At 37.1% G+C, this 26990-nt stretch carries 22 protein-coding genes; 15 read left to right on the top strand and 7 right to left on the bottom strand.

The genetic code is table 11. The annotated features are described in order from the left end of the window. Positions 1-15: 15 nt before the first annotated feature. Positions 16-1050: a M28 family metallopeptidase gene (locus MP477_RS22075; RefSeq protein WP_257192193.1), complete on the bottom strand. Its 1035-nt coding sequence runs from the start codon at positions 1048-1050 to the stop codon at positions 16-18. Positions 1051-1137: 87 nt separating this feature from the next. Here MP477_RS22075 and MP477_RS22070 point away from each other — a divergent pair, with 87 nt between their 5' ends. Continuing rightward, positions 1138-2277 carry an aminotransferase class I/II-fold pyridoxal phosphate-dependent enzyme gene (locus MP477_RS22070; protein WP_257192191.1) on the top strand — a complete coding sequence of 380 codons (1140 nt, stop codon included), beginning with the start codon at positions 1138-1140 and terminating at the stop codon, positions 2275-2277. A gap of 145 nt (positions 2278-2422) precedes the next feature. Here MP477_RS22070 and MP477_RS22065 read toward each other — a convergent pair whose 3' ends face one another. Then, positions 2423-5155 carry a sodium-translocating pyrophosphatase gene (locus MP477_RS22065; protein ID WP_257192190.1) on the bottom strand — a complete coding sequence of 911 codons (2733 nt, stop codon included), beginning with the start codon at positions 5153-5155 and terminating at the stop codon, positions 2423-2425. 817 nt (positions 5156-5972) lie between these two features. Between MP477_RS22065 and MP477_RS22060 the strand changes: the two genes are divergently transcribed. The 6 genes from MP477_RS22060 (at position 5973) to MP477_RS22035 (ending at position 12468) form a co-directional block, all read left to right on the top strand. Further along, complete coding sequence (locus tag MP477_RS22060) at positions 5973-8981, top strand: ATP-binding protein (RefSeq protein ID WP_257192189.1); 3009 nt, start codon at positions 5973-5975, stop codon at positions 8979-8981. Between the two features lie 4 nt (positions 8982-8985). Then, positions 8986-9597, top strand: a complete 612-nt coding sequence (locus tag MP477_RS22055) for a response regulator transcription factor (RefSeq protein WP_230036807.1) — start codon at positions 8986-8988, stop codon at positions 9595-9597. 115 nt (positions 9598-9712) lie between these two features. Further along, positions 9713-10912, top strand: coding sequence for an MFS transporter (locus tag MP477_RS22050; RefSeq protein ID WP_257192188.1), 1200 nt, complete (start codon positions 9713-9715; stop codon positions 10910-10912). A gap of 185 nt (positions 10913-11097) precedes the next feature. After that, complete coding sequence (locus tag MP477_RS22045; RefSeq protein ID WP_230036811.1) at positions 11098-11508, top strand: hypothetical protein; 411 nt, start codon at positions 11098-11100, stop codon at positions 11506-11508. A 181-nt stretch (positions 11509-11689) separates the two neighbouring features. Beyond that, complete coding sequence (locus tag MP477_RS22040; RefSeq protein ID WP_230036813.1) at positions 11690-12037, top strand: DoxX family protein; 348 nt, start codon at positions 11690-11692, stop codon at positions 12035-12037. 5 nt (positions 12038-12042) lie between these two features. After that, positions 12043-12468: a hypothetical protein gene (locus tag MP477_RS22035; protein ID WP_257192187.1), complete on the top strand. Its 426-nt coding sequence runs from the start codon at positions 12043-12045 to the stop codon at positions 12466-12468. Positions 12469-12922: 454 nt separating this feature from the next. Here the strand turns inward: MP477_RS22035 and MP477_RS22030 are convergent, their stop codons facing one another. After that, positions 12923-13879, bottom strand: a complete 957-nt coding sequence (locus MP477_RS22030) for an AraC family transcriptional regulator (protein ID WP_257192186.1) — start codon at positions 13877-13879, stop codon at positions 12923-12925. 94 nt (positions 13880-13973) lie between these two features. Between MP477_RS22030 and MP477_RS22025 the strand changes: the two genes are divergently transcribed. From MP477_RS22025 to MP477_RS21990, 8 genes are all read left to right on the top strand, one after another. After that, positions 13974-15092 (top strand): FAD-dependent oxidoreductase, encoded by a 1119-nt coding sequence (locus MP477_RS22025; protein WP_373567444.1) that lies wholly within the window; start codon positions 13974-13976, stop codon positions 15090-15092. Between the two features lie 84 nt (positions 15093-15176). Next, complete coding sequence (locus MP477_RS22020; protein ID WP_257192184.1) at positions 15177-16088, top strand: PhzF family isomerase; 912 nt, start codon at positions 15177-15179, stop codon at positions 16086-16088. Between the two features lie 263 nt (positions 16089-16351). Continuing rightward, positions 16352-17767, top strand: a complete 1416-nt coding sequence (locus MP477_RS22015; RefSeq protein WP_257192183.1) for an aldehyde dehydrogenase family protein — start codon at positions 16352-16354, stop codon at positions 17765-17767. Between the two features lie 116 nt (positions 17768-17883). Beyond that, a complete protein-coding gene (locus MP477_RS22010; RefSeq protein WP_257192182.1) occupies positions 17884-18702 on the top strand; it encodes an AraC family transcriptional regulator in 819 nt (272 codons plus the stop codon). A gap of 138 nt (positions 18703-18840) precedes the next feature. Further along, positions 18841-19665 carry a GyrI-like domain-containing protein gene (locus MP477_RS22005; protein WP_257192181.1) on the top strand — a complete coding sequence of 275 codons (825 nt, stop codon included), beginning with the start codon at positions 18841-18843 and terminating at the stop codon, positions 19663-19665. A gap of 70 nt (positions 19666-19735) precedes the next feature. Continuing rightward, entirely contained in the window at positions 19736-20857 is a 1122-nt protein-coding gene (locus MP477_RS22000) for an agmatine/peptidylarginine deiminase (RefSeq protein WP_257192180.1), read from the top strand. A gap of 67 nt (positions 20858-20924) precedes the next feature. Then, positions 20925-21512 carry a ferritin-like domain-containing protein gene (locus MP477_RS21995; protein WP_257192179.1) on the top strand — a complete coding sequence of 196 codons (588 nt, stop codon included), beginning with the start codon at positions 20925-20927 and terminating at the stop codon, positions 21510-21512. A gap of 172 nt (positions 21513-21684) precedes the next feature. Beyond that, positions 21685-22629 carry an MBL fold metallo-hydrolase gene (locus MP477_RS21990; RefSeq protein ID WP_257192178.1) on the top strand — a complete coding sequence of 315 codons (945 nt, stop codon included), beginning with the start codon at positions 21685-21687 and terminating at the stop codon, positions 22627-22629. 127 nt (positions 22630-22756) lie between these two features. Here MP477_RS21990 and MP477_RS21985 read toward each other — a convergent pair whose 3' ends face one another. The 4 genes from MP477_RS21985 to MP477_RS21970 are packed head-to-tail and all read right to left on the bottom strand — an operon-like array spanning position 22757 to position 26989. Then, positions 22757-24346 (bottom strand): MFS transporter, encoded by a 1590-nt coding sequence (locus MP477_RS21985; RefSeq protein ID WP_257192177.1) that lies wholly within the window; start codon positions 24344-24346, stop codon positions 22757-22759. A 4-nt stretch (positions 24347-24350) separates the two neighbouring features. After that, positions 24351-25397 carry an HlyD family secretion protein gene (locus MP477_RS21980; RefSeq protein ID WP_257192176.1) on the bottom strand — a complete coding sequence of 349 codons (1047 nt, stop codon included), beginning with the start codon at positions 25395-25397 and terminating at the stop codon, positions 24351-24353. A 5-nt stretch (positions 25398-25402) separates the two neighbouring features. Continuing rightward, positions 25403-26746: a TolC family protein gene (locus tag MP477_RS21975; RefSeq protein WP_257192175.1), complete on the bottom strand. Its 1344-nt coding sequence runs from the start codon at positions 26744-26746 to the stop codon at positions 25403-25405. Positions 26747-26758: 12 nt separating this feature from the next. Further along, positions 26759-26989 (bottom strand): hypothetical protein, encoded by a 231-nt coding sequence (locus MP477_RS21970; RefSeq protein WP_257192174.1) that lies wholly within the window; start codon positions 26987-26989, stop codon positions 26759-26761. Position 26990 lies beyond the last annotated feature (1 nt).

Raw genomic sequence — 26990 nt, 5'->3', positions numbered from 1 at the left:
CTTTGTTATCTGTTTTTATTTCTTATCTACCACAATTCTTTCTGCTCTGTTCGCAATATCCCAGGCAGTAGTAAAAATTAACTGGGTACGTTTTTCTAACAGTGGATAATCAATTTTTTCAGGATCATCTGTCGGTTTATGATAGTCTTCATGAATTCCGTCAAAGAAAAATGCCACCGGAATATTATGTTTGGCAAAATTATAATGATCAGAACGGTAATATAACTGTTCAGGATCATTTAAATCATCATATTTATAGTTCAGTTCCAGGTTATTGGTTCTCTTATTTGCGGCTTCATTGATCACTTTAAGCTGAGAGCTCAGCATTTCAGAACCAATTACATACACATATTGTTTCCCTCTGTTGGCAGGATCATCTCTCCCTATCATATCGATATTAAGATCTACAACAGTATTAGCCAATGGAAAAACAGGGTTTTGGGAATAGTATTCGGAACCAAACAGCCCGTGTTCTTCTCCTGTAACATGAAGGAATAGAACAGATCTTTTAGGCCCTTTACCAGCCTTTTTAGCCTCCTGAAAAGCTTTTGCAATCTCCATCACTGCTACAGTACCACTTCCGTCGTCATCGGCACCATTATATACAACACCGTTTTTTATTCCAACGTGGTCATAGTGGGCAGAAACTACAACAATTTCTTCCGGTTTTTCACTGCCTTCTATAAAAGCCAGGATATTTTCAGAATCGGGAAGATTTCCGCCACCTCTTTTCTTCATAAAATCTGCCGGAACCTTCTGGAAAAATGAGTTAAGCACTTTGGGGTGGGAAATACCGAGGTTTTTATAATAGGTAACAATATACTCTCCTGCTCTTTTCTGCCCTGGGCTTCCTGTATCTCTACCCTCCATTCCATCAGCAGCAATTACATATAAGTTCTTCTTTAAGTCCTCTGCTTTAATCATCTTATAGGCAGCCGAAAAGGCCTTGTCATGTTTAAAAGAAGCAGTAGGTGTTCCATTAGAAGTATTTGCCGTTTTACAGCCAGTGAGTACAGTAATGGCCAGTAACGGAATAAGCAGTTTTTTCATAAAGAATAATTTTCTTAAAAATAACAAATTTTATTTAATCATTGGTGAAATGTTATTTTCATTATATTTGATATAAATGCAAAATTGATGGATAAAATTTACGGATTCACTCATTATTCCTTTTTTACGGAAATGTCTGAGCTTGCCACAAAGCACGGAAGCTTTGATCTTTCTTTGGGACTTCCCGATTTCGATATTGATGAAAGGCTAAAAGCCTTTTTAAAAGAGTCTGCAAGCCTTGACCATCATCATTACGAACCTCTTGCAGGTAATCCGCTGCTCATTGAAAACATCGTTGCCTATAACGCCAGACGGGAAAACCGTATACCGCTCAGAACAGATGAGATTACCATTGTGCCGTGTGCTACTTTTGCTTTATATACTGCTTTGAAATCTACTTTAAACCAAGGAGATGAAGTGATCATTATTCAGCCTTCCTATTATACATATGGCCCTTCCGTTGTGATGAACGGAGGAATTCCTGTTTATTATGATCTTGATAATGATTTTACGATAAACTGGGAAAAGTTTCAAAACTGCATCTCAGAAAAAACGAAGGCTATTATTGTTAATTCTCCTCAAAATCCGACTGGAAAAATATGGAAAAAGGAAGACTGGAACCAATTGTATGAACTGATTAAGGACAGGGAAATCTATTTAATTTCAGAGGAAATTTATGATACATACTGCTATGATGACACGGAACATTACAGTTCGTTTCTTCATGCTGAACTTAAAAACAGGACATTTTGTATTTTTTCCTTTGGTAAGATGTTTCATACCTCAGGGTGGAAAGTAAGCTATATGATTAGTTCGGCAGCATTAACGGCATTATTCCAATGTCATCAGCAATATATTTCCTACAGTGCTAATGCCCCTGCCCAATATGCTTTGGCAAAATATCTCGAAGTATTTGATCCCAATATCAATAAAAGCATGATGCAGAAAAAAAGGGATATTTTCCATGAGATGATCCGGGATACTCCATTACAGATTGAACAGAAAGCAGAAGGAAGTGTTTTCCAGGTCGTCAACTTCAGAAATGTCTCCACCACGATGTCTGATGTGGATTTTTCAAAATGGCTGACCGTTGAAAAAAAAGTAGCGTGTCTTCCTCTTTCTGCATTTTACAATTCAAGACAGAATTCAGATTATATAAGGTTCAGTTTTGCAAAAAAAGATGATGTGATTATTCAGGCTCTGGAACATTTGAGGAAAAACCTTTAATTCTTTTTCTAACCACAGATTTTGTCATTCTGTAAGACTCTGGATTTCTATTTATAACCAATACTATCTGTGAAAAGTAAACTTTAATACTTTATAAAGCAAAAAAACACTGCCGAAGCAGTGTTTAATTATATTTAGTTTGATTTTAAAGAGCAAGTACCCTTACATCAATTCTTCTGTTTTTAGCTTTACATTCATCGGTATCATTTGCTTCACAAATCGGATGCTGCGAACCATATCCTTCAGCTTCTACCCTGTCTGAAGGCACTCCCAATTCCAGGAGTTTCAGTTTTGCGGTCTGTGCTCTCAGGTTAGATAACCGTTGGTTAGTCTCTTCATTTCCACTGTTATCTGTGTAACCTCCCAATTTGATCTTAAGATCAGGATATGCATTTAAAATTTCTGCCAGATTATTCAGTTGCATTTCATAGCCGGCTTTCAGATCGCTTGATCCGGTTTCAAAATAAAGATTTTCTATAGTATACCATTTATTAGGATCTACAATGGACTGATCATTCTTCTTTATGGATTGATACAGCTGGTAGATCTGGCTTCCTTCTCCTATTGCAATTGTTTTTCCTCCTTTTAAATTAAGCTTTTGGACAGCCCCTGTTTCATAGACAAAGTCTCCGTTTTCATTAAGGTGACCTTTCACTTCTTTGGGAGCTGAAACATACACTGAATCTGTTCCGTTACTGCCTCCATGGTCCATTTCTGCCCTGGTTAAACTTTCCAGCTTTGCTTTTCTGTTGGCCTCAATTTTATCTTTATGCAACACCGCTAAGGTGGGCGCAATTACTAATGAAACAATGGACATTAATTTGATCAGGATATTCATTGAGGGCCCCGACGTATCTTTAAACGGATCTCCTACGGTATCTCCTGTTACGGAAGCTTTATGAGGTTCGGAACCTTTATAATAAGTCTGCCCGTTAATTTCCACTCCCTTTTCAAATGATTTTTTCGCATTATCCCAGGCTCCCCCCGCATTATTCTGAAACATACCCATTAAAACACCACTTACAGTAGCACCGGCTAAAAATCCACCCAACACTTCAGGACCAAAAATAAATCCGATCAGCAATGGTGAAATGATAGCAATAGCTCCCGGAAGCATCATTTTTCTGATAGAGGCATCTGTAGAAATAGCTACACATTTTTCATATTCCGGCTGTGCTTTTCCTTCTAAAATCCCCGGAATTTCCCGGAACTGCCTTCTAACCTCTTCTACCATAGCCATTGCAGCCTGTCCTACAGCGGTAATCGCGAGGGAAGAGAATATAAAAGGAATCATTCCTCCTACAAATAATCCGGCCAATACATCGGCTCTGTAAATATCAATACCATCTATTCCTGCAATTCCTACAAAAGCAGCAAATAAGGCCAAAGCCGTTAATGCTGCTGAAGCAATAGCAAATCCTTTTCCTGTAGCTGCAGTGGTATTTCCTACAGCATCCAGAATATCTGTTCTTTCACGGACTTCTTTAGGAAGTTCACTCATTTCTGCAATACCCCCTGCGTTATCTGCAATAGGTCCGAAAGCATCAATAGCCAGCTGCATCGCGGTAGTAGCCATCATTCCGGCAGCGGCAATGGCAACTCCGTATAATCCCGCGCACAAATAAGAACCGTAAATTCCACCTGCCAGTACGAGAATTGGAAGCAGCGTAGATTCCATCCCCACAGAAAGCCCACCGATAATATTGGTAGCATGACCTGTAGAAGATTGTCTTACGATACTTGAAACGGGTCTTTTACCCATAGCTGTATAATATTCCGTAATGATACTCATCAAAGTTCCTACAACTAGTCCCACCATTATAGCTCCAAACACCCCCATTTTGGTAAATTCATGACCTCTGAGCATCATTTTTTCAGGTAGCAGGTAATTGACCAGAAAATAAGAAGAAATAGCTGTAATGACAATACTTCCCCAGTTTCCCAGATTTAAAGCATTCTGTACGCTGGATGTGGATGAACCTTCATTGTCGTTAATTCTTACAAACAAAGTCCCTATCATTGAAAATATAATCCCTGTTCCTGCAATAAGCATGGGTAACAGAATTGGAGCAAAGCCTCCGAAGGAATCGTCAGAGATTGTTTCTCTTCCTAAAACCATGGTCGCTAAGACTGTGGCTACATAAGAACCAAAAAGGTCAGCTCCCATTCCGGCAACATCTCCTACATTATCTCCTACATTATCTGCAATGGTAGCAGGGTTTCTTGGGTCATCTTCCGGAATTCCGGCTTCTACCTTTCCTACAAGGTCAGCTCCTACATCTGCTGCTTTCGTGTAAATACCCCCACCTACTCTTGCAAAAAGAGCAATAGATTCTGCACCCAGAGAAAAGCCGGTAAGAATCTCAATTGTCCTTTCCATTTCATGTGAATCTACTGTAGCATCAGGGGCAAAAATCTGTTTAATGATCAGATACAGCGATCCTAATCCCAATACAGCAAGTCCTGCAACTCCCATTCCCATAACGGAACCTCCGGTGAAAGAGACCTTAAGGGCTTTAGAAAGTGAGGTTCTTGCCGCTTCAGCAGTTCTTACATTAGCTTTTGTAGCTATCTTCATTCCTATAAAGCCTGCCAGAGCCGAAAATACAGCTCCCACTGCAAAAGCAACTCCTATGCTCCAGTGTGAATTGGAATTGGTGGTTCCCATCACAGCGAGCAAAATAGCTACTACAATAACAAAATAGGTTAAAATCTTGTACTCGGCCTTTAGAAAAGCCATCGCACCATCAGCAATATATCCGCTGATTGTTTTCATTTTTTCGTTTCCGGCATTCTGTTTACTGACCCAGTTACTCTGAAGAAATGTATAAAGCAAAGCCACGACACCAAAAATTGGCACTAACATAAATAGATCCATAGTTTAATATTTTTTTGGTAATAGAAAATTAAATATAATAAATAATTATTATCAAACCATTAAAAAAAATGACAGTTCTATAGCGTTTAGTAAAAGAATTTTAAAAATAAAAGTGGGCAAAGCCTTAAAAAACAAAAAAGATCTCTTAAAAGAGACCTTTTTTTGTGGGTTGAACCGTTTGTGTTTTCAGAATCATTATTTAAATAAAAACCCTCTATTCATCGATGTTTAGAAATTGTTTTGCAAAAATATATATCTTATTTCACTGATGCAAAATTTATCCATAGAATTAACATCCTACTTTTTGTAAAATTATTACTACAAAAAACTCAGTAAAAGAATAATATTAATTCATTTTTAAAATAATATAAAAAATAAACATTTAATACAAAAAATCACCTATTTGAGAATATCTAGTATCGATATTCTTATCTATCAATGTATTATCAAAAGAAGTACAGCTATCTGCTGGAATAAACCAGATGATTTCAGCGTATTTTGGATTAAAATTATTAATAGAAATTCTAATTTCAAAGAATATTTATTCACCACCAATAGAAATAAAACAGCCATTATATGTTTAATTATCAATGGTTATAAAAAAAACACAAATTAAAACAAATTGAAAAATACTGGTTTATCTGTATAATTTCACTATTTTTACACCGTAAAACAAATATGTTTAACGATAAAACGCAAAACCTAGAAAACTTAAGTGACAAAAAATTATTTTCAATCATTCTCAATCTTAAAAAAAACTTCGGCTTGTACAAAAACTAATATTAACAAATTTTTGCATTGATATGCGAGAACATAGATGAGTTTTGCACATATGAGGGCTTGGGTAGTTTTTTTTGCTTTCTTATACTTACCTATTTACGGACAACGCTATACTTCCACTTGGTATAATATAGATAATGGTCTTCCACAAAGCAGTGCGAAGGCTATTGTCAAGGATAAATACGGTTTTATCTGGATATCTACGGAAAACGGACTTGTGCGGTATGATGGCATTTCGTTTGTCACGTTTAATAATTTTAAAATAAACAGCCTGCATTTCGGGGTGTTTATTGGCGATTCCATTCAAGACAGTATTACAACACTTACTAATTCTCAGGAAGATAAGATCATCATCAAAAACAGATTTCCAAGGCTCAGTAGGCTCAACCCTAATGACAGGGTTTCTTTTTCAAAAGGAGATCAGCAGATCCAAAGAATTGCAAACAATACCATATCTTCCAGTTTTTATAATGATGTTCAATATTTTATACAGCTTAAAAACTCAAAGTATATTTTCAGAGAAAAGAACGCTGTAATATATAAGGATGAAAAGGGTATTGAAACAAGAATAGCCATCCCTTTTACTAATGAAGATCTGAATAATATTTTTGTTCTCCATGAAACTCTTTTTATAAATGATCTTCAAACAAGAAAAACATATTCTCTCTGTAAAGGAAAACTTTCTGTTTTTGATCAACCGAGTCTTTTTAATGATCCGGAAACTAAAATATACTGGCAGCAGATCACCAATCAGTCTTTTATCATCAACAAAAGTAATATCTACCTTGTAGAGGACAGCAGAAACAGGCCTTCTTTAAAATTTCTTGTAACCTATAAAGAAATAGGCAGCCACTCCTACTACTCTATGTATTACGGCAAAAATTTCAATAATCTTTATCTTGGTACATTGAATAACGGACTTAATATTGTTCATCTTTCAAACATACATGTGGCCAGAAAGGAAGATGATTTTTCAAATAATGTATCCAATGCCTCATTACCTTTTAGTAAAAATACAATTATAACGGAGGATGGAACCGAGTTTGGGAAAGACGGCATTGTCAATAAATATGCTTTTGGGAATAATGACAACTCCCTTATGATGTATGATAACTCGGGTAATATTCTGATCCGCAAAAGAAAGAGCATCATTAGGTTTTATAAAAATTCGGGTTATAAGAAAAAAGATTCTACTTTTTTTAAACTGGGTTTTGAGAACTTTATGAAAAGTGGAAATTTATATGCCCTTTCCCTGTTAAACTCTTCCCGTTACCAGCTGCAGATTTTCAAAAAAGATCAATTTACAAAGCCAGATTATATTTATAGTTTTAAAAGCCCTGTCACTGCTTTTCTCCAATATAATGAAAATCAGGTGCTGGCAGGCAATAATAATGGACTGCATTTGGTAATGTTAGATAAAAATACAGTTCATCTGTTAATCAAAAATATTTCTGTAAAAAGTATTGTAAAAACAAAGGATAATCTGATCTGGATTATGACTCATAAAAACGGTTTTTATCTTTTTAAAGACCGGAAACTGATTAAGATGCCTAATGACAGGAATAACTACCTGCAGTCTGCCCATTCTATTCTTGAGGATCAACAGGGCTTTTATTGGATATCCTCGAATAATGGCCTGTATAAAGTTCCTAAAAAACAGCTTCTTCAGTACGCAGAGAACAGGAAAAGCCCGGTCTTCTATTACCGTTTCACTAAAAAAGACGGTTTTACTTCTAATGAATTCAATGGCAATTCCCAGCCTAATGCTTATGCTTTGGAAAATGGGGAGTTTATGTTTCCTTCCATGGATGGTTTTGTATTTTTCAACCCTGTTCAGGTTCAGACCTATTATCCGGATCCTAAAAAAATCTATATAGAAAGAGCGAAAATTGGTCATGCTGAAACCCTCTATTTTGATGATGTACTCGATCTGAAGAATGACTACAAAACTGCTGACATTTTCATAGATATTCCTTATTTCTCTGATTTTGAAAACCTTTATATAGAGGCTAAAATATCGGGAGAAGAAGAATCTGACTGGGAAGCGGTGACGTTGGGGAAAGATCTGAAGTATACTATCAGCAACCTCAGCCCGGGAGAATATACCTTAAAGGTGAGGGTACTTGCCTCTTCGGATGGGAAATATGAAGAAAAAGCTGTTAAGTTCAGAATTCAGCCTTATTTTTTTCAAACGCTGCTATTTAAGATATTACTTTCTATTATTTTCCTTGTGGGAATCATCATTATTATAATGTTGACTACCAATTTATTAAGAACAAAAAACAAAGCTTTAAAACGGATTGTTCACAACAAAAATTCCAAACTTAAGGAAACTTCCCTTACGCTTGAGGTGGTAAAAAATGATTTACAGAAAGAAACGGAATATCAAAAAAAGCTGGTGGAGACCATTAGTCATGATATCACTACTCCCATCAGGTTTATTGCCATGCTTTCCCAAAAGCTTCATGAATCTGATGATGTAGAGCTTCAGAAAAAGTATTTTGACAGTATTTACAAATCTTCGGAACAGCTGTACCAGTTTACATTGAATTTAAAAGAATATACAGAACTTTATAAAGCCGAAAGCATTGTTGAGGAACAGGAATATCCTGTCAACAGGATTTTAGAGATCAAGAAAAAATTATTCTGGGAAATTGCAAAGGAAAGAGAGACTGTTATTATTAATGCTACGGAGACTAATGTAAACAGCAGAATGAGCGAAAGTATTCTGTCTGCCATTATTCATAATATCCTCGATAATGCTGTAAAAAATACATATAAAGGAGAGATTAGTCTTAATATTATAGAGGATGAACAGAAAGTCATTATCATCATAGATGATACGGGAACCGGAATGTCTGCGGAACAAATAGCCATTTATATGAATTTGTTCAAAAATCCTAAATGGAATACGCCCAGTTTTAAAGGTAAAGGACTGGGGCTGCATATGGTCATTCACCTGGTTAAAAAGATTAACGCTGAGATCAGTTTCAGCCAAAATTTTCCGAAAGGAACCATTGTAGAAATTACCCTCAAAAAAAACTAATTATATGAATGAAAGAATTTTAATTGCTGATGATCATTATGTGGTAAGAGCAGGAACAGCCCTTGTTCTTGAATCTGCTTACCCTGAACTGAAAATAGACTTTGCTGAAAACTATGAACGGGTAAAAGAAGCATTGAAGTCTCAATATTATAATCTTCTGATCCTGGATATTGATATGCCGGGAACTCAATATAAAAAAATGATTTCTGAGCTCAAAAATATACAGAAAGATTTAAAGATTCTTGTGTTTTCAGGCTATGATCAGGATGTAGCCATCCAGTATATCAGGGAAGGTGCTGAAGGATATCTGAACAAACAGAGCAGTGAGGAAGAAATTAAAAACGCAGTGAAAACAGTGATTGAAAAAGGTTATTTTTATCCTGTAGAACTTATCGGCCTGATCATTCAGAATAAGCGGGATAATCCTGTAGAAAAGCTTTCTTCAAGAGAGTATGAAATTTTTAAGCTGTTGGCTGACGGATACGGAAACCTGGAGATTTCCAATAAGCTCAGTATCCAGATGTCTACTGTAAGCACGTATAAGAAAAGGATATTTCAAAAACTGGAGGTCAGTAATATTGCAGAGCTGATTAAGGTATACGAGATGATGCATTGATTGGTTTTGCCGATAAAAATCATTGAGATAAGCATTTTCAGGATTAAAAAAATATCTTGAAATTTACAGAACCAAAATTTCTACAGTCAATACTGCATTTTAATTGCAAAAAATCATGAATTCACCTGAAAAAGCCAACCAGGGAAGCCTGCGCCTCCGATATATAAAACTTTGTATTTTTTTTTCGGGACTTTCTGTATTTGCGCAGCTTTATCTTTTTCAGCCGTTGCTCCCGATGGCTGCAGAGCAGTTCAATGTAACCGTAGGTGATACTTCCCTGCTTGTTTCTTCATCTACTATAGGGATGGCACTGGGATTATTGTTTTTCGCTTTTAAGGCAGACAGCTACTCCAGAAAACGACTGATGGTATTTTCGTTGATTTCATCAGCTTTATTAACTATTATTTCAACCTGGATTCCCAGTCTCAGTCTTCTTATTGGAATTGGAGTACTGAAAGGATTTGTGGTTTCCGGTGTTTCTGCTGTCGCCCTTGCCTACCTTACTGAAGAAGTTTATCTCGCTGCGGTACCCGCTGCCATCAGTATGTATTTAAGTGGTAATACTATTGGAGGGATGAGCGGAAGGATATTGGCTACCATTGCAGCTGGCGAATTCGGATGGCGTAATTCGGTTTTTATTATTGGGCTGGAAAGTCTGATCCTGGGGCTTATATTCTGGAAACTATTTCCCGAGTCAAAATTCTTCAATCCACAGAAAACCGATTACCATCAAAAGGTAAAACAGATGAAAGGATTTCTCATGAATCCTTATATGCTTCGGTTATACTTTATTGCAGCTTTACTGATGGGTGTTTTTGTAAGTGTTTACAATTATCTTACTTTCAGGTTAGAAGCAGAACCTTTTTCATTAAGTCACTTTATTATTGCCTTTATATTTCTGATGTATATTTTCGGAGTATTTGGTACTATGATTACAGGAAAGCTTTCTAAAAGCTTTTCAAAAAATAACATTCTGAAAAGCTTCATTCTTTTGATGCTTTGCGGACTATGTTTACTGCTGTCAGAAAATTTGTATGTGGTCATTTTCGGGCTGGGGATATTTACACTTTCCTTTTTTGCAGCCCATACTATGGCCAGCCAGATGACTGCCCTTCATGCCAGAAAGGGAAAATCTTCAGCTACTTCCATTTACTGGTTATTTTATTATTTTGGGTCCAGTATTCTGGGAAGTGGTACCGGATATCTCCTTCATTCATTTTCCTGGAATGTATTTATTTCCGTACTTGTTATTGCTGTTATATTAGCCCTTCTGCTGGCTACAGCCAATACATCTGCCAATACCGGTACCACATAGATACCACACATTTTTTATAAAAACAGGCTCTAATCCCTCTGACTATAAAGGTTTTAACACTTTATTAATCTTTTAGGTGTGATATTTAACACAATATTCATTAAAACGCTGGCAGACAATATGATGCAGGGCATAGTATTTGCTAATTTATATAGTACTAATACCACCTTTAAAATCAAAATATTATGAACGTAGCAGATCTTAAAATCAAAAATTTAGTCGAGTACAAAAATCAGATTTATACGATCACTGAAATTTTTCAGAGTTTGGAGCAAGCTTATTTTGTTAAAATTGAAAATGACAGTCAGAGCCTTTCAGTTCCGGCAGATTCTATTAAACCTATTCGTATCACGGAAGAATGGCTTGAAAAACTGGGCTTTTCCAGAACGTATAGTTCAGATCAGAGAATACGGTATGAAAGACCGGAAACATTTATAAAATATGATATAGACTTGAGTTCCAGGAAAATACTGGAAGGGCTCAAAATATATGGCAATTCTATAAAATGCAGGTATATCCATGAGTTCCAGAATATTTTTTCCTGTTTATTTGGAAAAGACCCCTCTTTACACTACGGTTACCTGGAAACAAAATAGTATTAAATAGTTCTTAGTAGTTATAGAAGCCACAGTTTATAAACTGTGGCTTCTATCTTTTAATACATTTAAAATGACAATGAGCAATAACTTCCGAAAAATTCACCATTCAAAAACCATTCTTTTCCTGCATATTTGTTATACTGTTTATTAAAGCAGCTGACTTTATAAAATACACATTATGATAATAAAGATTATTAGTTCAATACTTATTCTGGGCGCTGTATTCATGGGATTTAAACAAGGAACTGCCATGTTTTCCGGAAAACAGGAAATGGTGGAAATGTTCGGAAAATGGGGATTCAGCCGAACAGCACTCATGATTAATGGAGCTGTTACCATCCTGGCTTCAGTGATGATTTTATTTCCAAAAACATTTGTCTGGGGGAATTTCCTGATGGCAGCAGGTATCCTGTTGATTATCTGCTTTCACCTTATGGACAAAGATTTTAAAGGTGTAGCTATTGAGCTTCCCTTCTTATTTCTCAACCTCCTGATCATTTATCTGCAACATCCTCTTAAATCCTAACAGAGATGAAAAAATATATATACATGACAATATTGGTTACAAGCTTCTCCCTGACAGCTTGCGGACAGGTCAAAGAAAATCAAAAAAAAACACAATCCTCTAAACAACAAACAATGGACTTATCAAAAATAACAGACGAAACGGTAAAAAATGCCATAGAAGCACTGCAAACCGGAGATAAAAAATGGTACAGCTTCTTTACAGAAAATCCGGTCATGACAGATGACGGCAATACTGTAGATTTTACCTCTTTTTTCTCCAAAGCCTTGGGTAAAGAACATTTTCTCAGCATAGACCGCGTAGAAAATGAGGGAAAGGACATTTACGGAAGCTTTAAAGCCGGACAATGGGGAACATTTCCCGTATTTTTCAAGTTTCATAAGAATTCTGAAGGTAAATTTGAAAGACTGGATATTGGACAGGCCAAGTAAATACTCCGGGTCCAGGGTAAAAACTTATAAATAATTTTTTAAACGCTACAGATTGCAAAGGATTATTTACAATTGAAATTTTTTACGTTCGCAAGGGCAATTAGCTCAGCAAAGTATTCTTTCTCTGCTAAACAAAGTGCCCTTGTGAACGAAAATAAAGACTTAAATAGAACCTTGGCGAACGCAGCGTTAATACAATATCGATTATTCATGCTTCCAACTCAAGTTAAACAAGCTTTCTGGACATTGGAATATTTGCTATTTATTTACTTATAGGTGTCAGTTTCTTCTTTTACCGAAGCCGGAAAATATGTAGTTTCAAGCCATACTCAATAGAATTAATACTGGTTGAAAAATAGAATAACCGTCTTTCATTTTATCTGGCAACAAAATTAGATTTAATTATAACAAAAAGGCCATTTCGCTGTTGAAATCACCTCTGCTGTTTCACTTTTTATCCCATTGAGTATTGTTTAGGATTCATCCCGATGTGCTCTTTAAACACTTTTGAAAAATGGCTCAGATTAGAAAACCCCAGTTTGTAGCCCACCTCAGAAACGGAATACTTTTTCTCTTTCAGCAATAGCGCGGCTTCCTTCATTCTGAATTCCTGATAATAATTAAAAATACTGTTCCCAAAAATCTGTCTGAACAGTCGTTTGAGCTTGGTAGCACTCATTCCGGCTTCTGCAGCCAGGTCTTTGATGACAGGAGGAATTTCTAGTTGTTCAAGAATTTTTGCCTTTATTGTATACATCGTTTCAATATCATGGATGTTGAGCGCGTAGAGACGTTTTTCATCTCGTTTTTCCAATTCTATCAATAATCTGCAAATCAGCTCTTCAGCTTTTATCCTTAAAAAAAACAGCTTAAAATTTTCATCTGCCTCTTCAGAAACGATCTCATTGACAACATTTTGCAGAGAAGGATTAATCATATGTTCAAACAGAAAGGGTTCAGTATTCTCCAGCAGACTTTTCAATATCGGTGACTGATCTGATATCTGAAACAACCCTTTCAAGTAATCTGCATCCACTTCTATATTGATTGTGTTTCTATTGGAATGAATAGGGATGAACCTATCGGTATTAAGACGGCTCGTTGCCACCATAACCGAAGGCAGTTCGGCCGGATTTCCTCCCGGAGATATTTCTGTTTTGGGAAAAATATTCTGAAACTTAAAAAAGATCATTTTTTTAGCAATATTCACATCCGGATTTTCAATGATCAAGTCTTCATATAGCTCATAATTACTAATGAGCATCCGGATATACTGATTAAAAATAAACCCACTGCAATATCCTTTTCCAAACTGGAATGGAATCTCCAGTTTTCTCTGTTTTATTTCAGAACCCAATAAACAGGCTAAGGTCTTTAGAATATTGGGAACCGTTTGATCAATCATATCCATAAAAGTCTTTTACAGCTATTTTTAAGTCTAATATAATTATTTTATCTCTAAAATGACACAGAAATTTGTATCCATATTTAATAGCACAACAATTATGTTACTCAAAGACAAAAAAGTAGCCATTATTGGAGCCGGTCCTGTTGGGCTGACAATGGCAAAATTACTTCAGCAAAAAGGCATTGAAGTAACCGTATACGAAAGAGATAAAGATCCGGATGCCAGAATCTGGGGTGGAACGCTGGATCTTCACAAAGATTCCGGACAGAAAGCGATGAAAAAGGCCGGATTGCTGGAAGCTTATTACAAAACAGCTGTACCCATGGGGATTACCATCACTGATGAACAGGGGAAAATATTGTTCACCAAACAAATCACCCCTGAAAATCAGTTTGACAATCCTGAAATCAACAGAAATAACCTGAGAAAAATGCTACTCGAAAGTTTAACCAATGATTCAGTGAGTTGGGATAGAAAATGCATCGACCTTAAGGTTTGTGGCGGGAAATGGCAACTGCTTTTTGAGAACGGATTACCAGCTACGTCAGATCTTGTCATTGGTGCCAACGGAGGCATGTCTGCCATAAGGAAATTGGTGACTGATACAGCAATTGAAGAAACAGGAACCATAATTATTCAGGGAGATATCCCTCATCCTGAAACAGATTGTCCCGAATTTTATCAATTATGCAATGGAAAAAGGCTAATGACAGCTTTTCAGGGTAAGCTGCTGGTCGTAAATCCCAACAATAACGGCGCATTAACTTATGGTGTTATTTTCGAAAAACCTGATAATACCGAATATAATATCCAGGATACAGACAGTATCCGAGAATTTCTCCTGAAAAATTTTGCCCGTTGGGACAAATGTTACCAACATTTAATTCAATTGACGCCCTCTTTTTTGAGCTTACCTACCAGAAAATTACCATTGGGTGCCCCTTGGAAGACTGACCGATCTTTACCGATAACCCTTATTGGAGACGCAGCTCATCTCATGCCTCCTTTTGCCGGCCAGGGCGTCAATACGGGGTTGATGGATGCTCTCATTTTAGCTGAGAATCTCACTGACGGAAAATACAATTCTCTGCAGAGAGCTATTCATGATTATGAAGAGCAAATGTTTATCTATGCTTCCGAAGCCCAGATTTCATCATCCAGAAATGAAATAGAAATGCGCCGTCCTGATTTTTCTTTTAACCAGCTGATTCATTAGGACACTTTTTAAAGTCATAAGTATGCCTCTAAAAGGCTTTTTACATCTCATTTATCCTTATCTTTACGTTGAACTTAATATGGTATGATGAAGGAAGTACTTGTGTATCAAATTGACTCTTTTACTAAAGAAAAATTCAAAGGAAACCCTGCCGGGGTCGTTTTAAATGCAGAAAATCTGACCACTTCGGAAATGCAATTGATAGCCAGGGAACTCAACAATTCGGAAACAGCATTTGTTTTCCGCCCCACTACTCAGGAACAAAATTTTGAATACCATGTAAGGTATTTCACCCCGACAACAGAAGTTCCTTCCTGTGGACATGCCACTATTGCTGCATTATATGCAAAAGCTATGGAAGATCAGTTGGATTCCTGTACCATCAGAATAATGACCCAAATCGGAATTTTACCCATTAGGATTGAAAAACAGGACCATGATTATCAAATCACAATGACACAGGGAAGTTTTGAGCTAAGCCCGGCCTTTGATCCGTTAACGACACAAAATATCGTTCATGCATTAGGATTGATAATGGAAGATCTTGATGAGAAATGCCCTGTACAAATTGCTTCGACAGGCCACTCAAAGGTTATGATTGGTATTAAAAGCAGAAACACTTTAAATCATCTTCAACCTGATCTTATGGCTTTAGCTCAGCTAAGTAAAGTGATCAGCTGTAATGGTTATTTTGTATTTACTTTTGATTCCGATGATAAGGAAATCCTGACCTATGGAAGAATGTTTGCCCCGGCAATAGGCATTTCAGAAGATCCCGTTACCGGAAATGCCAATGGACCGTTGGGAGGCTATCTTATTCAAAATAAAATTATCAGTATTACTGAAGATATTTTCCAATTTACAGGTAAACAGGGAGAAGCGATCAACCGTATTGGAAAAGTGCAGGTGGAAGTTAGGGTAAAAGGCAGTACTCCCAATATCGTCAGCATTACAGGGAATGCAGTAAGTGTATTCAGGACTGTGATGCATATCTAAGATTTTCGGCCACAAAACATCCTAAAATAAGATATTTCAATAACAAAAGCCTCCGGATCAGCAGTCCGGAGGCTCTATTTGCCAGATTAAATTACGGCTGAAATTCTATCCGTTTTCAAAACAAATATTTTCTATTAGTATTAAGCTCAAGTAATTCTATCTACTGAAATTACAATGAACCATACAACAAACAAAAATTGAACTGCACAGCAAACTTAACTTTTGTATTTCGGACGAACTTTGTGGTATTAAAATCAAACAAAATGATACAGATTAATAAAATTTACATCAACGGCGAATTTGTTTCACCACAAGGGACAGATACTTTTGATCTTATTGACCCAACGACCAACCGGAAAACCGGCGAAGTGATATTGGGAAACGAAGAAGATACCAAAGAAGCCATTGCTGCTGCAAAAGAAGCTTTTAGAACCTTTTCAAAAACTACCAAAGCTGAACGTATTATTTTCCTGAAAAAGCTTCATCAGGCAGTCAGCAGCCGGGAAGAAGAACTGGTTTTCACCATGGTTAAAGAATACGGAGGTACTCTTCAATTCTGTAAAATGAGTATACAGAATGCCATTTCCTCTTTTGCAACCACTATTGAAATACTGGAATCTTTTGATTTTGAAAGAACCGCAGGACATTCAAAAGTACGTTTTGAACCATTGGGCATTGTAGGGATTATCACTCCGTGGAATGCCAGCAACAGTTTTATATGCAATAAGTTGGCTACAGCAATTGCTGCCGGCTGTACTGCTGTAATCAAACCGAGTGAAATGAGTGCCCAACAGACGCAATTAATTACAGAATGTTTCCATGAAGCCGGATTGCCAAAAGGTGTTTTTAATATAGTTAATGGTTTTGGAAATGTAGTGGGTGCTGAAATTACAAATCATCCTGATATTGCTAAAATATCTTTCACTGGATCTACAATTACAGGGAAAACCATTGCTAAAGGAGCGGTAGATACCATGAAAAGGGTAACCCTGGAACTTGGTGGAAAATCGCCTAATATCATTCTGGAGGATGCAAATCTTACTACAGCTGTTCCCATGGCTGTGTTTGGAGCTTATATGAATAATGGCCAGGCATGTATCGCCCCTACCCGTCTGCTTGTTCCTCAAAATAAGCTGGATGAAGTGAATAAGCTCGCAAAACAGGCTGTCCGGAATGTGAAAGTAGGACATCCACATGAAGAGGATACCACTGTTGGTCCCATGGTAAGTACAAAACAATATGAGCGGGTACAAAGTTACATCAGGCTTGGACAAAGCGAAGGTGCTACTCTGCTGGCGGGAGGTGAAGGAAAACCTGAAGGTCTTGAGGATGGTCATTTTGTAAAGGCAACTATTTTCACAAATGTTCATAATAATATGCGCATCGCCAGAGAAGAGATCTTTGGTCCTGTATTATCTATCATTCCTTATCAAAACGAAGAGGAAGCTATCAAAATCGCGAATGACACCCCTTATGGATTAGCAGCTTATATCAGTTCTTCCAGCAAAGAACATGCAGAACATGTTGCAGCTCAGATTGATGCAGGCAGAATCTGCATTAATGGATTTGCCCATGATCCGCTTGCTCCTTTCGGTGGTTTTAAACAAAGCGGTATTGGCCGTGAATATGGTATCTTTGGACTGGAAGCCTATTTGGAACCCAAAGCTATTTTATCATAACCAGAGTTTATTCCTCATAGTTTTGGCTGTGAGGAATAGACATTTTATATGTTCCTGCAATGAGGAAAAAGTTTGTAAGTTTGAATAAGAATCAATAGAAAACTACCATTTGAGCAATGAATGATCAGAAAACAGTTTGGCCCGTTAATTACTCCTGCCATTTTTCAGAATTCCGGGAGGGAGAACAGTTCACTCAAATTCACAGTCTGGGTTTGGTCCTTTCCGGTGAAATGGAATTAGATGATGGAAGTACAAAAACAGTATTTAAAGAAGGTGAGCTTTATTCCTCACGTAAAAACCGTCTTTTGAAATTTGCTAAATATCCACCCAAAAATGGGGAAATTAAAACGGTAACTCTCTATTTTGACGATGCCGTATTACAGAATTTCAGCAGGGAATATGGATATTCGGCAGAGAAAAAAGAAAATATCTCAACATTTATAAAGCCGGACAACCAGCCATTACTCACGTTTATGCGTTCTCTTCTTCCCTACGAGGAATTATTGAGCAATCCTGCTTCAACAGAGCTTATTCGCCTGAAACAAAAGGAGGCATTAATTCTGATGCTCGCTTATGATCCTGATCTCAAAGATATATTATTTGATTTTTCAGAACCTTACAAAATTGATATTGAATCATTTATGAATAAGAATTTCCATTTTAATGCTAAAATTGAACGTTTTGCCTATTTAACGGGAAGAAGCTTATCTACTTTTAAAAGGGATTTTCAAAAAAGTTTTGGGATACCGCCAAGACAATGGCTACAGCTTCGGAGACTGAAGGAGGCACACATTTTACTTACACAACAAGATAAACCGGTCTCTGATATTTATTTGGAATTGGGATTTGAAAACCTTTCCCATTTTTCTTTTGCATTTAAAAAACAATTTGGCTATTCTCCCAGTACAATACAGGCACAAAAGCAAAAAAGCTAAGACAAATAACATTGTTACTTATATTGAAAGTAATTGCAGTATAAAGAAAAAATGAAGAGCCTCAACGAGCAGTATAAAGATGAATTGAATCTTCAGAAAATTATTATAATTGATTAAGGAAGCTAAAAATCGTTGTTTATGGAAGACAATTTGAACTGTATTTACAGGGTCATTCATTTTATAGAGAAGAATTATGATCAGCAGATCTCTGTAAAAGATCTGGAAGACGTATCCCACTACTCTTACAGAAATATACAGCGTATTTTCAAATACAGTTGTGGAGAAACAATCGGTGCTTTTCAGCAAAGGCTGAAGGTAGAAAACGCCTATAAACGTATTCTCTATACCCATGAAAGTCTGACAGCCATTGGTATTGAAGTAGGGTTTGCCAATATAGCCTCATTTTCAAAAGCTTTCAAACAGCATTTCGGTATTTCACCTAAAGCAGCAAAACTGAGCAGAGAAAAGCTGCTTTGTGGATCTGATCTGATTCCTGTAGCATCTGATATATTGCTGGAACCTGAAATTGTATACCTTACATCAATACCCGTGTACTATCAAAGCACTCCAACTTATTACAACAATGAGGAGATTGAAGTATTATGGGGAAAATTTACACAAAATGAATTTCCCGTTTCCGGTACTGAGTATTTTGGGGTTATCGCAGATGAACCGTTGATCAAAACTGAAATAAACTGTCGTTATGATGCCTGTGCCAGTGCCCAGGCTAAAAATAAAAAGCTACCTACAAAAAAAATATTCGGATGCAGATATGCCCGTTTTACACATATGGGAAGCTATGAAACCATAGATGAAACCTACACGAATATTTATTCCCGTTGGATTTTCAATTCCGGTCTTGAATTTTCCCATACTCCTATTATAGAAAAATATGAAAGACATGCTGATCATACAGATAGTCAGGACGATCAGCTGACTTATATTTTATTACCTCTGAAGTAAGTTGTCAATTCCGGACAACTTTGAAAATAGTAATCGATCTAATTTTGTCATATCAAAAAATAGATTAATTATGCAAAAAAATATGATACCATTCTTATTATTACCTCTTCTTCTCTCATGCACGCAAACAGATATAACAGATACTTCGGGGACAGGCAATGAATCCGCTGATGCTGTGTACAAAATGCCGGAAGAATCTGCTCCACATGAAGGAACATGGCTTCAATGGCCACATGAATATCAATATGGTGTTACCTACCGAAAGCGCCTGGATGCAACATGGGTAGCCATGACCAGGGAATTGGTACAAAGTGAAAACGTTCATATCATTGCTTATGACGATACGGAAAAACAGCGCATTACAGCATTGCTAGCCAATGCAGGAATCCCACTCACCCATGTTAATTTTAAACTTTATCCAACGGATGATTTTTGGGTGCGAGATAACGGCCCTATCTATGTAAAGGATAATACCGGAAAATTATTTATTCAGGATTGGGGATTCAATGGCTGGGGTAATAAGGCAGAATACAGCCACTGCAATTCGGTTCCCTCTAAAATTGCTGCAGATACCCATATTCCAAAAATTGATCTCAACTCAGTAATGATTAATGAAGGCGGAAGTGTAGAAATTGATGGAAACGGAGTATTAATGGCTTGCAAAAGTTCCATCCTCAATACAAACCGAAACCCGGGCATGACCCAGCAGCAGGCTGAGGCTATATTCACCAGGAATTTAGGGATAACCAAGTTTATCTGGCTGGAAGGAAAAGCAGGCCTGGATATCACAGACATGCATATTGACGGTTTTGCCCGGTTTGTAAATTCTTCTACCATTATTACAATGAACTCTGATGATCTGGCCTACTGGCAGATTCCGGATGGTGATATTGATAAACTGTACAGTGCCACAGGGAAAAATGGAGCCGCATATCAGTTTGTAAAAGTTCCTTTGACTCAATATGATGTGATGACCACCTATGGAAAAAATGTAGGCCGTGCTTCTTATATCAATTATTATATTACTAATAACCGCGTGCTGGTTCCTAATTACAATGATCCTAATGATGCTGTTGCCAACCAGATTATCCAACAGCTGTATCCGGATAAAAAAGTAGTTGGAATTGACTGCCGTAATTTATTTGCCAATGGAGGAATGGTACATTGTGTGACACAGCAACAGCCGAAATAAAAAAGGACTTGAGACCCTATGGTCTTAAAATTGTAGGTATATAGTGAACAACACTAAATCTAATATTATGGCAACTAAAACCACCACAAAAAAAACAGTCGCAAAAAAAACAACGGCAGGCAAGTCATCACCAGCGAAAAAAACAGCTAAAGCTCCGGCTAAAAAAAACGCAGCCAAAGAACTGAAAGATTTGTTTGAAGATTCGCTGAAAGACATTTACTGGGCAGAAAAAGCATTAGTTAAGGCATTACCTAAGATGCAAAAAAATGCGACAGATAAAAGACTTAAAACAGCCATTGAAAACCACTTAATGGAAACCCAGGTTCATGTAAAAAGACTGGAAGAATGCTTTAAATCACTAAAAAAAAGGGCAACGGCAAAAAAATGTGATGCTATGCAGGGGCTATTGGATGAGGGCAAAAGTATTATGGAAGAAACAGCACCGGGATCTGTAAGAGATGCGGGCATCATCGCTGCAGCACAGAAAGTGGAACATTACGAAATCGCTACCTACGGGACATTGGCAGCCTATGCTAAAGTTCTTAAAGAAAATTTCTGTCTCAAAAATTTCTTAGCAACCCTTAGCGAAGAAAAAAAATGTGATGCGCTTTTAACAAAAGTGGCAGATACAAGGCTTAATACTAAAGCTTTATAGCTGAATTCTGGTCACAATATCATAAAAAGAGATCTACAAAAGATCTCTTTTTACTTTTATCTATGTTTAATAAGAGCTGCTTTATGAAAATAAAAGGGGGATATAATCGTTAAAAAATAATGTAAATTTGCCCTATTATACTGTAAAAGGTAGATTCTTAGCTTTAGATCATATGAAAAAAACAGCATTTTCCTTACTGGCCTTCATTATGCATATGGCTTGTCAGGGACAAAACTTTGACCTTATTCCATTGGGTATATATGGTGGAGAACAAGAGGACAATTTATCAGCTTATTTAGTGGGAGCGCCAAAAGACAGCACATTTCTGTCTCTTGATGCAGGTACTTTAAATACGGGAATACGGAAAGCTATTCAAATGAAAAGCCTTAACGGACCGGAAGAAACCGTTCTAAAGGACCAGATAAAAGGATATTTTATCTCACACGGTCATTTGGACCATTTATCGGGGCTCATTATCAATTCTCCGGCTGATTCTAAAAAGGATATTTTCGCTATAGCTCCGGTACTTCAAATTCTGCAGAATCATTATTTCATCACAGATACCTGGATTAATTTTGCCGATCAGGGGCAAAAACCCTTGCTCGGAAAATACCATTATAATGAGCTTCAGGAGGGAAAAGAAATAGCGGTACCCAAAACACCTCTTTTTATAACGGCATATGAACTGAGCCATGTGAATCCTTATAAAAGCAGTGCCGCACTGGTCAGAAAAGATGATCATTATCTGCTTTATTTAGGGGATACCGGTGCAGATCGGATTGAAAAATCTGAACAGCTTAATAAGCTTTGGAACAGTATAGCTCCACTTATAAAAAAAGGGAAGTTAAACACGATATTAATCGAAGTTTCTTTCCCCAACAGCCAACCTGAAAACCTTCTGTTCGGCCACCTCACCCCTAATCTGCTGCTGGAAGAACTGCAGAAGCTGAAAGAAAAAACAGGACAAAAGAATCTGAAAGGTTTAAGCATTGTGGTTACCCACAGAAAGCCGACAAAGGACAATCCCGAAATTATAAAAAAAGAATTACTGAAAAATAATCCGTTAGAAGTAAATTACATCTTCCCTGAACAGGGCAAAAGAATTAATTTACCTTAACCATTGATTAAAGATGAGACTCCCCTGTCTCATCTTTTTTATTGCTGATTTCTGTATAATAAAGACCGTTTTATACATTCTCTGTGATGATGAAATTGTAATAATTATAGATTCCATCGCTGAAATCTCAGGAGTTTTTCCCAGTCTCAGATCTTCTTGGTACAAATGAATGAATTTTTGGTAAAAATAAGATCAGAACGATTACAACAACAATTCCTGTCAGCATCACCTCATAATAATCCATACTGGCCCGCGCCAATATCTGTCTTTTGAGCAGGGTATTAAAATACAGCTGTGAAGCTGCTTTTGAAGTATAAATATCATTTCCGTTATTGAGATAGGCATATTGAATATTTTCTAAAGTAAGTAAAAATTGGCTGTTGCTTTCATGTACGGCTTCCCGGACTTTTTCGCTTACAGAAGCTTTGGTAAACAATTGTAACTGGTTGTTGATGGCCATGCTGGCACAGAAACCGGCAAACCTGGCAAAAATCCCCACAAAACCGACATTGAAAGCGATATGAGGGGGAGCTGATGATGCTGTAAAGGAAACAATAGGAACAAATAAAACCCCTGTTGCTGCCCCATAAATAAACATAGGAAAAATAAAATCACTGGTCTCCCCCGTTACGGATATCCATGTAAGCATATAGGCATAATATATCCCCATGATTACAAAACCGGCTATGATCAATAGAATAAGATCAGTACCTGTAAGTATAAGGCGTGCCGTTACAAACATACTGAGAGCCGTTCCCGCAATCACAGCCAGCCAAATGGGAAATATATGAAGAGGATCTGTACCCAAAATAGTTTCTATGTAACCATATGTTAATCCCGTAGTTCCTTTGAAAATATAAAAGACAAAAAGCAGAAGAAGCCCTATCACAAAGTTTTTAGCCTTGAAAATCCGTAAATTGATGAGCGGGCGTTTTAAGTTTATCTCCCTGATGACAAAAAGAAAAAGCAGTACAAACCCAAATACCGTAAGAAATCCTATTAAGCTGCTTTCAAACCATCCCAGCTGCTGTCCGTAGATTAAAATATATCCAATAACCAGGCAAAAAGCAGTATAGAAAAAATATCCTGTCCAGTCGACCTGGTAAAGTGGAATTTTTTTATGGAATCTGGCCTTAGCATTCATGGTAATCAGGACGATAACGGCAATTGCAGTAAGTAAAATAATATGTCCGTAAAAAATCCAGTTAAGATCAAAAAAATGCAGCATTATATTGGCATAAATCGCATAAAAAGGAACTGAAATCTGAATCCCGCCATAGAGAATTGTATAACCTATTACCCTTGCTCTGGCAGAATCTAAGCGGGGAAAAACCAAATTCAAAACAATACTGCATATCAGTGCACAGGTGATCCCCTGAATAAATGCACAAGCCAGAAATAGAAGCCAGCCTTTGGTATAAAAACAAGCTAATGAACAAAAACAGCTCAAAGAAAGGCCAAATAACAGGTATTTTCTTGAACTGAAATACTTGACAATACGAAAATCCAGTGCCAGAAAAGTAACAGCTGAAGCATAGGTAAGAACCATCCCATACTGTACATCTGCAGGCTCTACCCCATAGTATCCCATAAGGGCTGCAGGATTGCTATATAATGCAAAACTAAAAAGGGAGATCATGAGCAGGCAAAAAATAACGGTGCGTGCCAGCCATTCTGGTACCCAGGATCTGAAGATAAGAATCTGATGAATCTGCATATTTTTAATTTTTTAAAACGTAAACATTGGCATTCATTCCTGCCGATAATTTGGCAAGTTTCTCACGGGGATCAGTTAATTTGATCCTGACAGGAATGCGTTGGGTAACCTTAACAAAATTTCCTGTTGCATTATCAGGAGGCAACAGGGAGTACCGTGATCCTGTTGCAGGAGATTTTGATTCGATGATGCCGGAGAATTTTTCTCCGGGATAGGCATCCGTCTCAACGGATACTTTCTGACCTATGGCAAACGTCTTAATCTGTGTCTCCTTAAAGTTGGCCACTACCCATTTATCATCAGATGTATTCACCAGAAAAGCCAGTGTTTGTCCGGGCTGTACCAATTGACCTTCCTGAATGGTCTTTTTTCCGATCTGCCCATCAAAAGGTGCAGTAATGACAGTATACCGGATATCCAGGTTTTGTCTTTGAAGCAGTGCTTCTTTAATTCTGATTTCAGCATATACAGAAGATCGCTGGGCTTTTACATCATTTAACTTAGACTCTGCTGCATGTAAGGACGCCTGTGTTTGTTTAAAATCAGATTGATTGATCTCCAGGGCTGTATATACATTATCAAATTTCTGCTGAGTAGTAGATTCTTCATCCAACAGGCTTTTATATCTTTTATATTCTTTCTGCTGCTGTTCAAGCTTTGCTTTGGAACCCGAAATCTGGGCTTTGATTACTTCAATATTCTTAAGCTGAGTTTGTTCATTAGCACTCAATATATCCAGCTTTGTACGGGAGCTTACGAGTTCTGCAAAAGCGGCATCCCTTTTCAGTCCATATTCATCACGCTCTATCAAAACAAGTGTATCCCCTTTATGCACTATCTGGTTATCTTTATATCTGATCCTGCTGATATATCCGCCTACTTTTGCATTGATGGGAGAAAGATAAGCGTCCACCTGTGCATCATTGGTTTGCTCGTACTGCAATCTGTTCCGGAAATATAATGCTGTCCATATTATGATCGTGATAAGTAAGGCAATACCCAGCCATTGGGTTGCACGGACTACTATTTTATCGGTTCTGTTGTTTTTCATAATGTTTAGTATTCAAATATTCCTGTAATGATTAAAAGCCTTATAGCACTCAATTTCAAAGTCATATGGGCTGATGTAAGTGTAAACTTGGCTTCAAGCAACGTATTTTCTGCATCCAGCAGGTCTGTCAATAATGATTCCTGGTTGAGATAGCTGTTTCGTATTACCCGTGTGGTTTCCGTACTTTGGATAATATTTTTTTCTGCTGTTTCCACGCTTTCTTCGGCTTGTTTTTTTTGCAGAAAAGCTTCCTTTACCTGAATATTTATTTCGTCTTTTTTTATATTGGATTTTTCCTGTTGTTGCAGATTTATATTGTTTGCATGGGCAATACTGTGTTTACTTTTATATAGATTGTCAATGGAAAACTGCATTTTTACACCCGTCTGGCCATACCCCCATACATCATTTGAATACGGAAAGAATGAAACCTGGGGATAAGTATAATTGTAATAGGAATAAAGAGAGATCCTGGGAAGCAAGCTTGCTTTTACCTGCTTTATATTCAGTTCACTTAACCTGAGATTACTTTGTGTTATTTTTATTTCCGGTGATTTGCTGAGCGCTATAGCCACGTAGTCTGAATAATCAGTTTCCATTATATCGCTATGGCTGAGTATTTCCTGGTATGGAATCTCCAATGCCTGATCACCTTTACGTCCCATTAATATATTCAGTCTCTGTCTTGCCACTTCAATCTTTTTTTCAACATCTGAAAAGCTCAGTTCCAATTGGGATAGTTTCAGTGAGGTCCTTAATACATCACTTTTCAGAACAATACCATTCCGATGTAAGCTTTCAATCTTTGACAATTGCTTTTTTTCGTTGATCATTTCTGAAGTAAGTAAATCCCGGAACTGAAGAAATTTGCTGAGGTCGTAATAAGCAACGGCTATGGCATATTTTACAGTGTTTTTTTGTAACTCAGATTCATGTTGTCTGTGTATTCTTTCTTCCTCTTTTATTCTGATATTCCGCTGCTCTCTGCCACCGTTATAAATATTGAGGCTAAAGTTATAGCCTGCTGCATATCCGTATCGGGATGCTGGTACATTTTGAGGTGTTGAAAACAATCCGTTATCGTAAATGAGAAATTTTGAATTGAGTTTAAAATCTCCGGCAACGAAAAGTTCAGGCAGAAGTTTATCTTTGGCTTCGAGGATACTGATGCTGCTTTCTTTTTGTTCAAGATCTGTAAGTTTTATCTGTCTGTTGCCGGATTCTGCTATTTTCCAGATTTCTTCCAGTCTCAATACCTGAATACTGTCGGAAACCTGGGCATCAATTGGCAGAAAAAACAAAAAGAATAGCACAGCCCATCCTGCATTTATTAATTGTATTGGTTTCATTGTATTTTTCACCTATTTAATTTTCCTGTTACATAATTTTCCTGTACGGATTTTCAGAAAGATCATCAGCCCATCGATGAAAGCTGAAACATTTCCCAGGGAGAAGAACGGAAGTAAAAACACTGATGAGATCATACAGTAAGCTTTGCCAGGGTTATGGTATGAAAGTTCTCTGATGCTGCCCTTATTTTGGGCAGTTTTCCTTCCTGTTTCTAATCCTTTATTATATTTTTTGATTGTCATA

It is taken from the genome of Chryseobacterium sp. WG23, from assembly GCF_024586575.1.
In the GTDB taxonomy this organism is placed as follows: domain Bacteria; phylum Bacteroidota; class Bacteroidia; order Flavobacteriales; family Weeksellaceae; genus Chryseobacterium.
This window is presented reverse-complemented; position numbering and strand designations above follow the sequence as displayed.

What these genes read in the sequence shown, in the direction of transcription:
- MP477_RS22000 (WP_257192180.1), top strand. Translation starts at nt 19,736, where the DNA reads ATGCAAAAAAATATGATACCATTCTTATTATTACCTCTTCTTCTCTCA.
- MP477_RS21995 (WP_257192179.1), top strand. Translation starts at nt 20,925, where the DNA reads ATGGCAACTAAAACCACCACAAAAAAAACAGTCGCAAAAAAAACAACG.
- MP477_RS22075 (WP_257192193.1), bottom strand. Translation starts at nt 1,050, where the DNA reads ATGAAAAAACTGCTTATTCCGTTACTGGCCATTACTGTACTCACTGGC.
- MP477_RS22010 (WP_257192182.1), top strand. Translation starts at nt 17,884, where the DNA reads ATGAATGATCAGAAAACAGTTTGGCCCGTTAATTACTCCTGCCATTTT.
- MP477_RS22015 (WP_257192183.1), top strand. Translation starts at nt 16,352, where the DNA reads ATGATACAGATTAATAAAATTTACATCAACGGCGAATTTGTTTCACCA.
- MP477_RS22050 (WP_257192188.1), top strand. Translation starts at nt 9,713, where the DNA reads ATGAATTCACCTGAAAAAGCCAACCAGGGAAGCCTGCGCCTCCGATAT.
- MP477_RS22045 (WP_230036811.1), top strand. Translation starts at nt 11,098, where the DNA reads ATGAACGTAGCAGATCTTAAAATCAAAAATTTAGTCGAGTACAAAAAT.
- MP477_RS22020 (WP_257192184.1), top strand. Translation starts at nt 15,177, where the DNA reads ATGATGAAGGAAGTACTTGTGTATCAAATTGACTCTTTTACTAAAGAA.
- MP477_RS22005 (WP_257192181.1), top strand. Translation starts at nt 18,841, where the DNA reads ATGGAAGACAATTTGAACTGTATTTACAGGGTCATTCATTTTATAGAG.
- MP477_RS21990 (WP_257192178.1), top strand. Translation starts at nt 21,685, where the DNA reads ATGAAAAAAACAGCATTTTCCTTACTGGCCTTCATTATGCATATGGCT.
- MP477_RS21980 (WP_257192176.1), bottom strand. Translation starts at nt 25,397, where the DNA reads ATGAAAAACAACAGAACCGATAAAATAGTAGTCCGTGCAACCCAATGG.
- MP477_RS22030 (WP_257192186.1), bottom strand. Translation starts at nt 13,879, where the DNA reads ATGGATATGATTGATCAAACGGTTCCCAATATTCTAAAGACCTTAGCC.
- MP477_RS22025 (WP_373567444.1), top strand. Translation starts at nt 13,974, where the DNA reads ATGTTACTCAAAGACAAAAAAGTAGCCATTATTGGAGCCGGTCCTGTT.
- MP477_RS22035 (WP_257192187.1), top strand. Translation starts at nt 12,043, where the DNA reads ATGAAAAAATATATATACATGACAATATTGGTTACAAGCTTCTCCCTG.
- MP477_RS21970 (WP_257192174.1), bottom strand. Translation starts at nt 26,989, where the DNA reads ATGACAATCAAAAAATATAATAAAGGATTAGAAACAGGAAGGAAAACT.
- MP477_RS22060 (WP_257192189.1), top strand. Translation starts at nt 5,973, where the DNA reads ATGAGTTTTGCACATATGAGGGCTTGGGTAGTTTTTTTTGCTTTCTTA.
- MP477_RS22065 (WP_257192190.1), bottom strand. Translation starts at nt 5,155, where the DNA reads ATGGATCTATTTATGTTAGTGCCAATTTTTGGTGTCGTGGCTTTGCTT.
- MP477_RS21985 (WP_257192177.1), bottom strand. Translation starts at nt 24,346, where the DNA reads ATGCAGATTCATCAGATTCTTATCTTCAGATCCTGGGTACCAGAATGG.
- MP477_RS22055 (WP_230036807.1), top strand. Translation starts at nt 8,986, where the DNA reads ATGAATGAAAGAATTTTAATTGCTGATGATCATTATGTGGTAAGAGCA.
- MP477_RS21975 (WP_257192175.1), bottom strand. Translation starts at nt 26,746, where the DNA reads ATGAAACCAATACAATTAATAAATGCAGGATGGGCTGTGCTATTCTTT.
- MP477_RS22040 (WP_230036813.1), top strand. Translation starts at nt 11,690, where the DNA reads ATGATAATAAAGATTATTAGTTCAATACTTATTCTGGGCGCTGTATTC.
- MP477_RS22070 (WP_257192191.1), top strand. Translation starts at nt 1,138, where the DNA reads ATGGATAAAATTTACGGATTCACTCATTATTCCTTTTTTACGGAAATG.